The sequence below is a fragment of the Sorangium sp. So ce1014 genome, from assembly GCF_051521505.1.
In the GTDB taxonomy this organism is placed as follows: Bacteria; Myxococcota_A; Polyangia; order Polyangiales; family Polyangiaceae; genus Sorangium.
On record NZ_CP150356.1, the window covers coordinates 5,966,461 to 5,978,907 of the forward strand.

General features: G+C 71.1%; 10 protein-coding genes and 1 pseudogene. 3 read left to right on the forward strand and 8 right to left on the reverse strand.

Going from position 1 to position 12,447, the window contains the following annotated elements:
* Positions 1–50: 50 nt before the first annotated feature.
* The 7 genes from WME75_RS22415 to nuoE are packed head-to-tail and all read right to left on the reverse strand — an operon-like array spanning position 51 to position 8,937.
* Complete coding sequence (locus WME75_RS22415; RefSeq protein ID WP_437494348.1) at positions 51–1,577, reverse strand: NADH-quinone oxidoreductase subunit N; 1,527 nt, start codon at positions 1,575–1,577, stop codon at positions 51–53.
* A complete protein-coding gene (locus WME75_RS22420; RefSeq protein WP_437494350.1) occupies positions 1,574–3,577 on the reverse strand; it encodes a complex I subunit 4 family protein in 2,004 nt (667 codons plus the stop codon). The genes WME75_RS22415 and WME75_RS22420 overlap by 4 nt, the downstream gene beginning before the upstream one ends.
* Positions 3,574–6,138, reverse strand: a complete 2,565-nt coding sequence (gene nuoL / locus WME75_RS22425; RefSeq protein WP_437494352.1) for an NADH-quinone oxidoreductase subunit L — start codon at positions 6,136–6,138, stop codon at positions 3,574–3,576. Before nuoL ends, WME75_RS22420 begins: the two co-directional genes overlap by 4 nt.
* 1 nt (position 6,139) lies before the next feature.
* Positions 6,140–6,451, reverse strand: a complete 312-nt coding sequence (gene nuoK / locus WME75_RS22430) for an NADH-quinone oxidoreductase subunit NuoK (RefSeq protein ID WP_437494354.1) — start codon at positions 6,449–6,451, stop codon at positions 6,140–6,142.
* Positions 6,448–7,101 carry an NADH-quinone oxidoreductase subunit J family protein gene (locus WME75_RS22435; RefSeq protein WP_437494356.1) on the reverse strand — a complete coding sequence of 218 codons (654 nt, stop codon included), beginning with the start codon at positions 7,099–7,101 and terminating at the stop codon, positions 6,448–6,450. Before WME75_RS22435 ends, nuoK begins: the two co-directional genes overlap by 4 nt.
* Positions 7,098–8,450 (reverse strand): NADH-quinone oxidoreductase subunit NuoF, encoded by a 1,353-nt coding sequence (gene nuoF / locus WME75_RS22440; protein WP_437494358.1) that lies wholly within the window; start codon positions 8,448–8,450, stop codon positions 7,098–7,100. Before nuoF ends, WME75_RS22435 begins: the two co-directional genes overlap by 4 nt.
* Before the next feature lie 4 nt (positions 8,451–8,454).
* Positions 8,455–8,937 (reverse strand): NADH-quinone oxidoreductase subunit NuoE, encoded by a 483-nt coding sequence (gene nuoE, locus WME75_RS22445; protein ID WP_437494360.1) that lies wholly within the window; start codon positions 8,935–8,937, stop codon positions 8,455–8,457.
* 730 nt (positions 8,938–9,667) lie between these two features.
* Here nuoE and WME75_RS22450 point away from each other — a divergent pair.
* From WME75_RS22450 to WME75_RS22460, 3 genes and pseudogenes are all read left to right on the forward strand, one after another.
* A pseudogene (locus WME75_RS22450) lies at positions 9,668–9,733 on the forward strand (zinc-ribbon domain-containing protein); the annotation flags it as partial.
* A 126-nt stretch (positions 9,734–9,859) separates the two neighbouring features.
* Positions 9,860–11,215 carry a hypothetical protein gene (locus tag WME75_RS22455; protein ID WP_437495127.1) on the forward strand — a complete coding sequence of 452 codons (1,356 nt, stop codon included), beginning with the start codon at positions 9,860–9,862 and terminating at the stop codon, positions 11,213–11,215.
* A 12-nt stretch (positions 11,216–11,227) separates the two neighbouring features.
* A complete protein-coding gene (locus tag WME75_RS22460; protein WP_437494362.1) occupies positions 11,228–11,683 on the forward strand; it encodes a DUF2752 domain-containing protein in 456 nt (151 codons plus the stop codon).
* 69 nt (positions 11,684–11,752) lie between these two features.
* On the opposite strand, the gene WME75_RS22465 is transcribed toward WME75_RS22460, so the two are convergent.
* A complete protein-coding gene (locus WME75_RS22465; RefSeq protein WP_437494364.1) occupies positions 11,753–12,328 on the reverse strand; it encodes a hemerythrin domain-containing protein in 576 nt (191 codons plus the stop codon).
* Positions 12,329–12,447: the final 119 nt, after the last annotated feature.

The following is a 12,447-nucleotide window of genomic DNA, read 5'->3' on the forward strand; positions in this document are numbered from 1 at the left end:
CCCCGGCTCGGCGAGGCGCCCCCCCGTGGGATCAGCGATGGCCGTGTGGATCAGTGCGAAGCGAGGACCGCGCGAACCGCGATCCCGAGGGAGGTCGTCGGCCAGATGCCGAGGACCATCACGAGCACCGCGGAGACGATCAGCGCCGCGTTGACGTAGCCCGAGCGCATGGGCCGGGCGATCGGCGCGCCCGGGGCCGGCTCGCGCATGTACATGAACACGAGCACCCGCAGGTAGTAGTAGGCCGAGAGCACGCTGTTGAGGAGCAGCGCCACCGACAGCGTGTACAGCTCGGCGCCCATCGCCGCCTTGACGATGTAGAACTTGCCGAAGAAGCCGGCCGTCGGGGGGACGCCGGCCAGCGACAGGAGGAACAGCGAGAACGCGAGCGCCGCCACCGGGTGCCGCTTGCCGATGCCGGAGAGATCCTCGTAGCTCACCGCCTCGGCGCCGCGGCTGCCGCAGAGGATGAGCGTGCCGAAGGCGCCGACCGTCGAGACCGTGTAGACGAGCAGGTAGAACATCACGCTCGCCTGCGCGTCCTCGCTCGCGCGCACCGTCGCCGCCACGCCGACGAGCAGGTAGCCGGCGTGCGCGATGCTCGAGTAGGCGAGCATCCGCTTCACCGACTCCTGCCGGCCCGCGATGAGGTTCGCGACCGTCATCGTGAGCAGCGCCATCACCGCCACGGCCGGCGGCCAGCCCGCCGCCCACGACGAGAGCGCCGGGCCGCCGAACGCGCCGAGCAGCACGCGCAGCAGCGTCGCGAACGCCGCGCCCTTCACCGCGACCGCCATGAACGTGGTCGCCGGCGTCGGCGCGCCCTCGTAGGCGTCGGGCGTCCACATGTGGAACGGCACCGCGCTCACCTTGAACGCGAGCCCCACGAGCATCAGCGCCGCCCCGATGAGCAGCAGCGCCGGGTTCGGCGCCTTGTCCCCCGTCGCGCCCGCGATGGCCTGGCCGATCCCGGCGAGGTCGGTGTGCCCCGTCGCCCCGTAGATCAGCGCGCCGCCGTAGAGCAGCAGCGCCGCCGCGAACGAGCCGAGCAGGAAGTACTTGATCGCCGCCTCGGTGCTCCGCGGCGAGGTCCGGCGGAACCCGGTCAGCGCGTACGCCCCGAGCGACATCGTCTCCAGGCCGAGGAAGAGCGTCAGCAGATCCCCCGCGGCGGCGAGGATGATCGCGCCGACCGTCGAGAAGGTCAGCAGCGGGTAGAACTCCCCGCGATCGAGCCGGTGCTCCGGGAGGTACCCGCCGGCGAGCAGCGCCGCCAGCGCGCCGCCGAGGCAGAGCACGAAGGAGAAGAACAGCGTGAAGCGGTCGATGATCAGGTAGGGCGCGAGCGCCTCGGCCCCGTCCAGCGTCTCGGGGCCGACGAACCCGACCGCGCCCGAGAACACCGCCCCGGCGAGGAGCGTGATCGCGGTCCCGAGCGCGAGGTCGGACGAGGGCCCGGAGCGGCGGTCGTGCGACTCCTCGCGGCGGTGCGAGAACGCCTCCGTGAGCATCAGCAGCACGCCGCCGAGCGCGACGACCAGCAGCGGCGACACCGCGATGAACGGTCCGAGGTTCATCGCGCCGCCTCCCCCGCGCGCGCCGCGACCTTGCCGCCCGCCGCCGGCTCGAGCCGCGCCTCTCCGCCGTCACCCGCCCCCTCCGCGCCCTCACCGGAGCGCAGCACGGGCGCCCCCTTCATGAAGGCCGGGGAGAACGTGTCCTCGGGCAGGAGCTTCGCGTTCTGTTCGTCCGCGAAGAGGATCGCCTGCCCGGAGACGACCTTGAACTGGTTGTAAGTAGACAGGACCGACTCCTTCATCCGATCGAGGAAGATCCCAGGGAACAAGCCGATCACGAAGATCATCAGGATCAGCGGCGCGAGCGCGAGGCCCTCGCGGGGCGTGAGGTCGGGCAGGTGCCTGTTCTTCGGGTTCGTGAGCGGCCCGAAGAACATCTTCTGCACGACGCTCAGCATGTAGACGGCGGCGAGGATGACGCCCGCCGCGGCGCCCACGGTGTGGATCCCGCTGAAGACCCCGAGGCGCTCGGAGACGTAGGTCGCGGTGATGATCATGAACTCGCCGATGAACCCGTTCGTGCCGGGCACGCCCACGGAGGCGAACGTCACGATCAGGAAGAGCGCCGCGTAGACCGGCATCACCTTGGCGAGGCCGCCGAACTCGGAGACCTGGCGGGTGTGGCGGCGGTCGTAGATCACGCCGACGAGGAGGAAGAGCGCGCCGGTGGAGACGCCGTGGTTCACCATCTGGAGCACCGCGCCCTGGATCCCGCTCGGCGTGACGCCGAAGAGCCCGAGCATCACGTAGCCCAGGTGGGCGACCGACGAGTACGCCACGAGCCGCTTCACGTCGGACTGCTTCCAGGCGACGAGCGCGCCGTAGATCACGCCGCCGAGGATCGCGATGCCGGCCAGGTTGGCCGCGAGGCTGGAGGCCGGGCCGGGGAAGAGGCCCATCGAGAAGCGCAGGTACGCGTACGTCCCGATCTTCAGCATCACCGCGGCCAGGATGACCGAGCCGCCGGTCGGCGCCTGCACGTGGGCGTCCGGCAGCCACGTGTGCACCGGCCACATCGGCACCTTGATGAAGAACGCGATCGAGAACGCCCAGAAGCAGAGCATCTGGGTGCTGCGCGGCAGCACCACGCGCGAGAGCGCGAGGTAGTCGAAGGTGTACGCGCCCGTGAGCTTCTGGTTCGCCCACACGAGGTACACGATGCCCGCAAGCATCAGCATCGAGCCCGCCATCGTGTAGACGAACAGCTTGATCGCGGCCTTGATCTTCTCGACGCCGCCCCAGATGCCGATCATCACGAACATCGGCACCAGCATCAGCTCCCAGAAGACGAAGAACAGGAACAGGTCGAGCGCGACGAAGGCGCCGAGCATCGCGCCCTGCAGGAGCAGGAGGCAGAAGCAGAGCTCCTTGATCCGGCTCTTGATCGACCCGAACGACGCGTACGCCGCGATGGGCGCGATGAACGTCGTGAGCAGGACGAGCCAGAGGCTGATGCCGTCGATCGCGACGTGCCACCGGATGCCGAGCGACGGGATCCACTCCTTGATCGACTGGAAGTGCCAGCCCTCCGTCATCGGCACGCTGAGCAGCCAGAGCGACGCGAGGAAGCCCGCGCCGAGCACGGCCAGCGTGAAGCCCCGGAGCAGCGAGAGCATCTGCCGCGGCATGAACAGCACCGCGGCGGCCCCGACGAACGGCAGGCCGATGAGCACGTTGAGGAGCGACGACCACTCCCCGGACGCCTCCGCCGCGGCCGCCGGCGCGTCGGACGGCCAGAGCCACTGCACGCTGAGCACGGTGAGCGCCGCGATCAGCCCGAGGCCGAACCGCTGCCACGGGGTGTACCCGGCGCTGGCCTGGGCCTCACCGTGCCCGTCGCCGTGGTGATCGTCGCCCGCGTGGTGGTCGTCGCCGTGCCCGTGGTCGTGGTCGTGATCGCCGTCCGCGCGGGCGGCGCCCGCGCTCCGCGGGAGCAGCGCTCCGACGACGCCGGCTGCGAGCGCCGGCCAGTGATGGGTTACGAGATCGAGCGCGCTCATTGCAGGCCTCTCGGCTTGATCAGGTCATGGATCTGCTCCGCCGGGGTCGTCCCCGGGGGCAGCGTGGGCACGTCCGGGACCCGCAGCGTGGTCGGGCCCGTCGGGCTCTTGCGGCCCGGCGGCCGCGAGAACGAGAACGTCTCGGTCGCCTCGCGGTTGAAGGCGTTGCGCACGCGGAGCACGACGTCCTTCTTCTCGCCCGGCTCGAGCTTCACCGTGACGTCGGTGGCCTTGGAGAAGTCGCGCGACGGCACGCCGGGCCCCTCCCAGCGGTACTGGTAGCCGAGCCCCGGCGCGGCCGAGAGCTTCACCTCGCCCGACCGGCGCAGCTCGGCGTCGTCGACGTTCGCGTCCGCGTGCGGGCTGACCATGAACCAGCCGACGCCGGCGAGCCCGACGACCATCGACGCGGCGTAGACCTGCACGCGGCCCGTCTGGAGCGCGCGCAGCACCGTGCCGAAGAACCCGACCAGCGCGGCGGAGAGCTTGGCGATGACGCCGTCGATGATCCACTTGTCGGCCATCGTGAAGATGTCCGCCAGGGCGTCGACCATGCCCACCACCGTCGCGTTGTAGAGCTCGTCGATCCGCCACTTGTCGTAGACGAGCCGGTAGAGCCCCGGGAAGGCCTGGGCGAAGCGCCGCTCGTGCTCGCCGCGGCGGTTCCAGTACACGTACGTGGCCGCGACGATGCCGATGAAGCACGCGGCGACGCCGGGCAGCATCATCGGGAAGAGCATCCCCTTCGCCGCCTCGCGCTCCTCCACCGCCCGCGACGTCATCCAGAAGACCGGCTCGAGCAGGTGCGCGAGCGGCGCGAACGCGTGGACGTGGGTGAGGTGCACGAGCGGCTCCGCCATGAGGAAGCCGGCGAAGACCGACAGCGCCGCGAGCACGATCAGCGGGATCGTCATCGACAGCGGCGACTCGTGCGGCTCCGGGCCATCGAGCTTCTCGCCGGCCGCGTGCGCGTGGTGGTCGTCGTGATGGCCGTGCGGGTGCGGATCCTTCCACCCGCGCACGATCTTCCAGCCGCGGAACTCGCCGTGGAACGTCATGAAGTAGGCGCGGAACATGTAGAAGGCGGTCATCGTCGCGGCCACGATGCCGGCGAAGAAGATCGTCGGGCCGAGCCACTCGGGCCACTGCCACACCGGCTGCCCCCGCGTCGCCACCGAGGCGATCCGGCTGGAGAAGGCGCGCCACAGGATCTCGTCCTTCGACCAGAACCCGGCGAACCCGGGGAAGCCCGCGATCGAGAAGCACGCGAGGAGGAACGTCCAGCGGGTCAGGGGCATGTACTTCTTGAGGCCGCCCATGTTCCGCATGTCCTGGGACTGGTCGGTGTCGTGGATGCGGGCGTGCATCGCGTGGATCACCGAGCCGGCGCCGAGGAAGAGGCAGGCCTTGAAGAAGGCGTGCGTGAGGACGTGGAAGAAGCCGGCCGCGAACGCGCCGACGCCCACGCCGATGAACATGAACCCGAGCTGGCTCACCGTGGAGTAGGCGAGGACCTTCTTCAGGTCGTTCTGGAAGAGCCCGATCGAGGCCGCGAACAGCGCCGTGAGCACGCCGGTCACCGCGATCACCGCCATCGCGAACGGCGACAGCACGAACACCGCCGCGAGCCGGGCCACGAGGTAGACGCCCGCGGTCACCATCGTCGCGGCGTGGATCAGGGCGGAGACCGGGGTCGGGCCGGCCATGGCGTCGGGCAGCCAGATGTACAGCGGGATCTGCGCGCTCTTGCCGGCGCAGCCGAGGAACAGCGCGAGCCCGACCAGCGTCGCCGCGTACATGAGCACGGGCTGCGACGGGATGACGAAGCTCAGGAAGCCGGGCACCGTCTCGGCCGACATGTTGCCGATCGGCCAGACCTTCACCGCGGAGAGCAGGTTGCCCGCGTTCGCCGCGATGCCGTCGAAGGTCAGCGTGCCCGTGTAGTAGACGAGCATCGCCATCGCGACGAGGAGGCCGAAGTCGCCGATGCGGTTCACGACGAACGCCTTCTTGCCCGCGCTCGCGTTCTTGTCGTCCTGGAACCAGAAGCCGATGAGCAGGTAGCTGCACATGCCGACGCCCTCCCACCCCACGAAGAGGACGGCGAGGTTGTCGGCCAGGATCAGCACGAGCATCGAGAAGCAGAACAGGTTCAGGTACGCGAAGAACCGGTGGTACCCGGGGTCCTCACGCATGTACGAGGACGAGTAGAGGTGGATGAGGAAGCCGACGCCGGTGACGACGAGGATCATCGTCCCGCTCAGGCCGTCGACGCTGAAGGCGACGTCGATCGGGATCGACTGGCCCATCCGGCCGGTGATCGAGAACCAGCGCCAGGCCGTCCAGGTGAGCTTGCCGCCCTCGTGCGGCAGCATCAGGAACGTCATGACGGCCGCCAGGAAGGCGCCGCCGAGCGCGGCGAGCGCCATCAGCCGGACCGCGTCCTTGCCGAGCCGCTTGCCGAAGAGACCGTTCACGAACGCGCCGAGCGCCGGCAGGCCGAGCACGACCGCGAGCAGCGTGAACTCGGACGCGGGGAATAAGACTCTCAGGGCTTCCACGCTAACTCCTCAGGAGATCGGCGTCGTCCGAGCGCATCGTCTTCCGGATGCGATAGAACGCGAGCACGATCGCGAGACCGACTGCGGCTTCCGCCGCGGCGATGGCGATGACGAAGAAAGTGAAGATCTGCCCGGTGTGATCGTGCAGGTGCACCCGGTTGTACGCGACGAGCGTGAGGTTCACGGCGTTGAGCATCAGCTCGATGCTCATCAGGAGGACCAGCAGGTTCCTGCGCAGCAGGAAGCCCACCGACCCGATCACGAACAGCACCGCCGCGACAACGAGGTGGTACTCGATGGGGACGGAGATCATGATTTCGGCTCCTTCGTCGACAGGGTGAAGTGGCCCGTGAGGGCGCCCGGCTGCGGGTCCGGCGCCGCCGCGTCGCGCACGGGGACCTGATCGCGCGCGTCCGGCGACGCGGCCCCGGCCGGCAGCAGCGTGGGGTCGACCTGCTTGCCGCGGGCGACGGCGACGGCGCCGACCACGGCGACGAGGAGCAGCGCGCCCGAGAGCTCGAACGGCACGATCCCCTTCGTGAAGAGCTCGTGCCCGAGCGCCTCGATGGTCCCGAGCGACTCCGGGGCCTCCGCGAGGACCCGGGCCCCGGGCTTCGCGGCGCTCGCGACGAGGGCGAGCGCGCCGATGCTGCTGGCCGCGAAGACGCCGGCGCCCAGGTAGCGCGGCACCGCGGTGCGGGCGTCGCGCGGCGACGTCGCCGACGGGCCGAGGAGCATGATCACGAAGAGGAAGAGGATGACGACCGCGCCCGCGTACACGAGGATCTGGATCGCCGCGAGGAACTCCGCGGAGAGCATCAGGTAGAGCCCCGCGATGCCGACGATCGACGTGAGCAGGCCCATCGCGCCGCGGATCGGGTTCCGGGCCGCGACCGTGGCCACGCCGCCGAGGAGGACGAGCAGCGACGCCAGCCCAAAGAAGGCGAATTCGAAGATTTTCACGGCGAGAGCACCCCTGTCGACGACCGGCCCTTGGTCTGTATGTACGCCTCGAATTCCTTGCGGAATTTGCGCAGGAAGCCGAGCGCGGGCATCGCCGTGCCCTCCCCGAAGGCGCAGATGGTGTTGCCCATGATGTTGTCGGCGATCTCGTGCAGCCGATCGAGCTCCTCGATCGTCCCCTCGCCGTGCACGATGCGATCGAGGATCCGGTGGATCCACGCGCTGCCCTCGCGGCACGGCGTGCACTGGCCGCACGACTCGTGGCGGTAGAAGCGCATCAGGTTGTGCATCGCGAGGACCGGGCACGCCTTGTCGCTGAGGACGATGGCGCAGCAGGTCCCGAGCATCGTCCCGAGCGCGCGGAACGTGTCCACGCCGAGCGGCACGTCGAGCACGCTCTGGCCGTGCCACGCGTGGAGCGGCGACTTCTCGTTCGGGGCGTTGACGACCTCGTCGGCGCGCAGGATGGGGCACGACGAGCCGCCCGGGATGACCGCGAGCAGGTTGCCGTGCTTCACGCCGCCGCCGAAGTCGTAGATGAGCTCGCGGAGCGTGACGCCGACGCACGCCTCGAAGATCCCGGGGTTGTTCACGTGGCCGCTCACGCCGAAGAGCCGGCAGCCGCCGTCCTTCAGGTGGTGCAGCGCCGAGAGCTTCGAGAAGTTGTCGCCCCCGAGCTCGAGCGCCGTGGGCACCGCGGCGATCGTCTCCAGGTTGTTCACGGTCGTCGGCATCCCGAACGCGCCGAACTGGGCGGGGAACGGCGGCTTGAGCCGCGGCTCGCCGCGCTTGCCTTCGAGCGAGTTGAGGAGCGACGTCTCCTCGCCGCAGATGTACGCGCCGGCGCCCGTGTGGACGTAGACCTCGACGGGGTAGTCGATCCCGAACGGGCGCTTGCCGAGGTAGCCCTTCGCGCGCGCCTCCTCGATCGCGGCCCAGAGCCGCGCCTTCGAGAGGTGCAGCTCGTCGCGCACGTAGATGTACGCGGCGTGGGCGCCGATGCCGAAGCACCCGATGATGCACCCCTCGACGACGGAGTGCGGGTTCTTCTCCATCAGCGTGCGGTCCTTGAAGGTGCCGGGCTCGCCCTCGTCCGCGTTGATGACGAGGTAGTGCGGCTTCTCGGGCTTCGGGGGCCACGGCATGAAGCTCCACTTCACGCCCATCGCGAAGCCCGCGCCGCCGCGGCCGCGGATGTTGGCCGCCTTCATCTCCTCGACGAGCGCCTCGCGCGTCATCCCGAGGGCGCGCTTCGCCTGCTGATAGCCGCCGCCCTTCTCGTACACCGAGAGCTTGTGGCCGTCGGGCGTGTCGTAGTTCTTCGTCAGATAGCGCGTCAGCCGGAGCATCTCGTCACCTCGTCAACCGATCGAGGATCACGTCCACCTTCTCGAGCGTGAGGCCCTCGTGGTAGTCGCGATCGACCTGCATCATCGGGGCGGTGCCGCACGAGGCGAGGCACTCTGCGGTGCGCAGCGTGATCTTCCCGTCCTTCGTGGTCTCGCCCGCGTGGATCCCGAGCCGCTTCTCGCAGTGGTGGAGCACCGCGTCCGCGCCGCTCAGCGCGCAGCTCAGCGTCCGGCAGACCCAGACCTGGTGCTTGCCCACGGGCTCCTTGTTGAAGAGCGTGTAGAAGGTCGCGACCCCCTGGACGTGCGCCGTCGGGAGGCCGAGCTGCTCGGCGACCCAGCGGAGCACCCGTTCGGAGACCCACCCCTCCTGGCTCTGGCAGAGGTGGAGCACCGGGATGCACGCGGCCTGGCGGTTGGGGTAACGCGCGAGGATCTTCTCGAACTCGGTTTGCCGGTCGGCGCTCAGAGCAAATTTGTCGGTCATGTCCGCTGTTGGCACGGTCCGCTGGCTCCCTGGGCGCGCCGCGATTGAGGCGTGCCCGCTTCGACATGCAGTCGGGACCCCGCAAGGCGGGTCCCTTCCAACGAGGGTCTGCCCGGCAGAGCCGGGCGCTACCTCGTGCGCCTCCGGTGTGGAGGCGCCTGCCGGAGGCGGACAGCCCCGCGCACCGGCGGCCGGGCATTCGGTTGTCCGTCGTACGGAGCCGTCCCGAGGCGCCGGCACGCTAGTGAGCGACGGTGGTCACTGTCAAGGCGCGCCGGGGGGAAACCTCCAGCGAACCACGCAAACCCGCCCGCGGCCCAGAAAGGTGGCGCCTGCAGGAGCGCAGGTGACAGGTGCCCCGCAGCCGCAGCCGCCGGCAGCCGCCCGCTGCCGGCAGAGCGCCGGCCGGCCTGCCCCGACCACGGCGGGTCGCCGGCGCGCCGCGCCCCGGCGGCATGGCCTTCCAGGGGGTGAGCGAGGAGCGCGCGGCGTGCGGCGTGCGACGTACCGGGCGCGACGTACGGGGAGCGGCGTACGGGGGGCGCGCTCGCTCGCGGCGAGAGAACGCCCTGGGTTTTCTGACGGAGAACGCGTAGCCTCGGGAGAAGTCCGCAGCGTTCTTCGTCTTTCACTTGAGAACCGGAAGGCGCTTCAACTACCCTTCGCGCCCATTACGACGCGCGCAGGGCGCGGACATCCGTAGCAGCGAACCCCCCTCCGGAGGTGGTGCGTGTTCTGTCCGAATTGTGGGACGCAAAACTCGGAAACGGCGTCCACGTGCACGAAGTGTGGCTTCAACCTCAAGGGGGCGGCCGCACCGAAGTTCAAGGGCACCATGCTGATGAGTCAGCCGTCTTCGGGGGCCCCGCGCGCTCCTGGGGCGCCTCTGCCTCCGGCGCCTCCGGCCGGCGCACCGCCGGGCATGCCCGGCGGCATCCCGAGCCCGCCGCAGGGCCTGGCTGGCACGGTGGTCGGCGTACCTCCGGCGGGGCTCGGCGCTTCTGCCGGGCCTCCCCCGGCGCCGCCCCCGCCCGGGATGGGCTATGGTTCGCCCCCCGGGGGACAGCAGCCCTCCGGTCCGTCCTTCGGCGGCGCGGCCGCGAGCCCGTCGGGCGGGTATTCGCCGTTCGGCCAGCAGCCCAACCAGGGCGTGAACCCGCTCGGCGGCACGATGGCGATCGACCAGCTGCCCGGATACAGCGGGCCGGGCGGGCAGCAGTCGCCCGGCACGCCGGCCGGGGCGTTTCCGCCGCCCGGCGGCAACTACGGTCAGCCCCCGCAGGGCGGCGGCCCCTTCGGTTCGCCCCCGGGCCAGGACCCGATGGGCGGCCTCGGCGGCGCGCCTCCGGGTTACGGCCAGCCTCCGGGTTACGGTCAGCCCCCAGGCTACGGCCAGCCCCCGGGCCAGGACCCGATGGGCGGCCTCGGCGGCGCGCCCCCCGGCTACGGCCAGCCTCCGGGCTACGGCCAGCCCCCCGGCTACGGCCAGCCTCCCGGCTACGGCCAGCCGCCGCAGCACAGCGCCAGCGGGTACGGTCCGCCTCCGGGCCAGGATCCGCAGGCGGGCGGCGGCTACGGCAGCCCTCAGGGCGGCGGCGGCTACGGCAGCCCTCAGGGCGGCGGCGGCTACGGCAGCCCCCAGGGCGGCGGCGGCTACGGCAGCCCCCAAGGCGGCGGCGGCTACGGCGGCCCCCAGGAGGGCGGCGGCTATGGCAGCCCCCAGGGCGGCGGTGGTTACGGCAGCCCCCAGGATGGCGGCGGCTATGGCAGCCCTCAGGGCGGCGGCTACGGCAGCCCGCAGGGCGGCGGTGGTTACGGCAGCCCGCAGGGCGTGAGCGATCCTGGCGGCTACGGCAGCCCGCAGGGCGGCGGTCAGCTGTCGCCGCCCGGCCAGTTCGGCCAGGCGGCCAGCAACCTGGGCGTGTACGGCGGCAGCGGGTCGCTGGCCCCGGGCGGCGGCCGGGGCGAGACGCGCAACCCGGTCACGGTGTGCGTGATCGGGATGGTCTGCTTCGTCTACGCGATCTGGCAGCTCTGGGCGATGCTGAACGAGCTGCAGCAGGCGACGAAGGATCCCGAGTTCAAGCCCTGGTACGTCTTCATCCCGCTGCTCAACTACTACTTCCTCTGGGTGAAGGTGCCGGAGCAGGTGACCCGGGCCAAGCAGATGGCCGGCTCGCGCAACCCGCAGGCCGAGGGCATCGTGCTCTACATCTTCCTCCCGCTCTACGCCCTCGCGAAGGACCTCAACGAGGTCTGGGACCCGAACGCCGCCTAGCCCGCACCGCCGTTGTCGCTGTCCTGTCCGACCGACGCCCCTTCGCCCGCTCCATCGGCTCGGTCCCGATGGAGCGCGGCGCGTCCGGGCGGCCGCGCGGCGCGCCTCGGCGCGATAGCGGCGCTGCTCGGGCTCCTGGTCGCGTGCGGCGTCCCGCTCTGCCCGTTCGCGATCGTCACCGGCCACCCCTGCCCCGGCTGCGGGCTCACGCGCGCGACCCTCGCCCTCGCGCACGGCCACGTGGCCGAGGCGCTGCGGTTCCACCCCCTCGCCCCGCTCATGGCGCCGCTCGTGCTCGCCGCGATCGCGTACAACGCCGCGATCTACGTGAAGGACGGCCGCATCGCCGCGACCGAGTCGGTGCAGGGGGCCTGGGTGACACGGATCGGCGCCGCGCTGGCGGCCCTGATGCTCGCCGTCTGGGTAGCGCGCTTCCTCGGTGCCTTCGGCGGCCCCGTACCGGTCTAGTCCCGCCCGCCAGAAGCCCGGCCAGGGACGGCCGGACTTCTGCGCCGCTCCGCGGCGGCTATTTCCGTCCTATCGGCTCAGCACCCGCGGGCGCGGGGGCCCCTCGCCGCGGCGGCGCGACATGGGCCGGAGGGCGCGCAGGGTGTGGGTGCCGCGCCTCGGCCAGCCGCGCTGCGATCGCACGAGCGGGACGCCCGCGGGCACCCCGACGCGCAGCAGCACCTCGTACGCGCGCTCGAGATCGCTGCCGATCACGTCGAGCTGCTCGTCCGTGAGGCCCCGCTTCGCCTTCGGGAAGAGGATGCCCTCCTCCTCGTCGGCGTGGTGGGCGAAAACATCCCGCAGGAGCCGGAGGCGCGCCTCGAAGCGCACATCGGTCACGCGCGTGCGCAGCAGGTTGTCCGCCGCGAAGCGCGCCAGGCCGTGCTTCTCGTACGCGTCGTGGAGCGGCTTCCGGTCGCTGGCCATCCGCTCGGCACACACCGGGTAGAGGTACGTCTGCTCGATGCGCACGTGCGCGTCGATCATCCGGGAGAGCTGCGCGACCATCGATGTCCGCAAGCCCGGGCTGGGCTCGGCGGCGATGCGCGCCATCAGGTCGCTGACTTCGAGATGCTGCTGCTCCAAGAGATCGAGTGCGTCCATGGGGTTCCCCTCGCGTGAAGCTCACCGCGCCGCGTCGCCGCCCTTGAGCAGCGCGTGCACAGCCCGGCTCGCGGTGCTGCGTGGCGCGGCCCCCGTCGTGGCAAGGAGCGGGCCGGCGC

What these genes read in the sequence shown, in the direction of transcription:
- WME75_RS22415 (WP_437494348.1), bottom strand. Translation starts at nt 1,577, where the DNA reads ATGAACCTCGGACCGTTCATCGCGGTGTCGCCGCTGCTGGTCGTCGCG.
- WME75_RS22420 (WP_437494350.1), bottom strand. Translation starts at nt 3,577, where the DNA reads ATGAGCGCGCTCGATCTCGTAACCCATCACTGGCCGGCGCTCGCAGCC.
- nuoK (WP_437494354.1), bottom strand. Translation starts at nt 6,451, where the DNA reads ATGATCTCCGTCCCCATCGAGTACCACCTCGTTGTCGCGGCGGTGCTG.
- nuoF (WP_437494358.1), bottom strand. Translation starts at nt 8,450, where the DNA reads ATGCTCCGGCTGACGCGCTATCTGACGAAGAACTACGACACGCCCGAC.
- nuoE (WP_437494360.1), bottom strand. Translation starts at nt 8,937, where the DNA reads ATGACCGACAAATTTGCTCTGAGCGCCGACCGGCAAACCGAGTTCGAG.
- WME75_RS22455 (WP_437495127.1), top strand. Translation starts at nt 9,860, where the DNA reads ATGCCCGGCGGCATCCCGAGCCCGCCGCAGGGCCTGGCTGGCACGGTG.
- WME75_RS22465 (WP_437494364.1), bottom strand. Translation starts at nt 12,328, where the DNA reads ATGGACGCACTCGATCTCTTGGAGCAGCAGCATCTCGAAGTCAGCGAC.